At 31.7% G+C, this 1579-nt stretch carries 2 protein-coding genes; both read right to left on the bottom strand.

The window, feature by feature from the left end; genetic code table 11:
• Positions 1–242 precede the first annotated feature (242 nt).
• Positions 243–656: a hypothetical protein gene (locus NF27_RS00025; protein ID WP_152606797.1), complete on the bottom strand. Its 414-nt coding sequence runs from the start codon at positions 654–656 to the stop codon at positions 243–245.
• Between the two features lie 14 nt (positions 657–670).
• Positions 671–1579: hypothetical protein (locus NF27_RS12120; protein WP_039454453.1), on the bottom strand; the 909-nt coding region annotated here is incomplete at its 5' end.

Genomic DNA, 1579 nt, shown 5'->3' with positions numbered 1-1579 from the left:
TTACTTCTTCCTCTCCTACCTTCTTCTCATATACCTTACTCCCCTTAATATTATCCCCCTCATATATCAGCTTACCAGCCTCTACTCTCACTTCTTCACCAAATATCCCGGATAAAAATGCTGTAAAGTCTTTATTCTTTATACTCCTATCTCCACTAATCCTTAGGTTAGGTGTCATTCCTCCTGTAGCTCTTCAGTAAATTTATATATTATATTCTGGACTATATTTAGAAAAGATTAACCTAGATAACAAAAGCATCATTTACTCTCATTGCCCCAGAATAAATTATTTTATAATTCTCATCTGTCTGAAATATAGCTCTGTATTTAACAAGAGGGTTTAAAGCAAGAAAGTCTGATTGATAACTACAGGTTACTATATACTTAGCTCCTTTGTGTATATATGGATATGTACTTTCATAACTTGTTTTAATTATACATCTTGCTCTAGAGTCATTAAGAATTTTTATAGCTTCATGTACATCTGTTTTATTTGGAAATCTTCTCTTAATTTCTTCTTCTAATTGGAAAGCAGTTTTATATTTTTCAAATTTAAATGGTCTTTTCAAATCATAAAGCTCTCTAACCCCAATTTTTCCACTTATAAATCCAATACCTATTATAAATAATAATTTTATCATATATTTTATTTTCATACTTTTTTCCATCCTTATGGTTGTTCTTTTTGTAATTCTGCTCCCATTTTTTGTAAAAGATCATCTAATAGACCATTATAAAATTTACCATTTATACCCGGTAAAGAAAAGCCTTTAGGTATTATTAATTTATGACCCATGGCGTTATGTATCGCTCCTTGTAATGTATTGCTATTACTTCCCCAACATTTATCAGTTAAACAGAAATCGTAGTCATATCTGCCTCCATTATTACCGGTTTCAATTATTTTTATTACTTCTCTTGCTTTTGACAATTCTATTTTCAGTTCCATATCATTACTTAATTCCCATGTATGCAATCTACAATGTTCAACATCTTCCGCTTTCCAATCATCCCCAAATAAATAGCTATTTTCAGCTGTATACGGAGCATCAATAACCTGTAGGTTTTTTGTTAACATACCTATAACTCCTCTACTTTCAGGAAAACCTGTAATTATGGTTTTCTGACCCTGACTATCTGTAAATATGGTAAATCCATGTTGGAATATTTTATTAGTCCCCTCAACATCTCTGACAAAAAACTCAATTGAAGGTTTGCTAACTTCTTGATTTGCTCTACCAACTTTCTTATCTTCCTGGCTATTCCTTAAATTATCTCTTTCATTGTTATAGGAATCAGGATTAATTTTAGATTTTGTATCAGCAGGAGAAAAATCATTTTTAGTGTTATTTTCTGTACCAGACTTTTTATTTTCCTCTCCAGATTTTTCACCTTGATCAGATGCTTTGTTCTGCTCTTGTTTTGCTCTGCTGTTTTGATTATTATTACCTGTCGGTTTTGTCGTTGTTTCAGGCTTAGCAGTTGCTTTGGACTTTTTACTTTCCTCTTTCTTCTCTTTATTTACTCCTTCCTTATCTTCAGCATTCTGTCTCTTCTCCGAACTTTCCTCTTTATCTCC

The sequence above is a fragment of the Candidatus Jidaibacter acanthamoeba genome (assembly GCF_000815465.1).
Lineage (GTDB): Bacteria > Pseudomonadota > Alphaproteobacteria > Rickettsiales > Midichloriaceae > Jidaibacter > Jidaibacter acanthamoebae.
The sequence above is the reverse complement of the archived record's forward strand: the minus strand, read 5'-3'. Positions and strand labels throughout refer to the sequence as shown.

What these genes read in the sequence shown, in the direction of transcription:
- NF27_RS00025 (WP_152606797.1), bottom strand. Translation starts at nt 656, where the DNA reads ATGAAAATAAAATATATGATAAAATTATTATTTATAATAGGTATTGGA.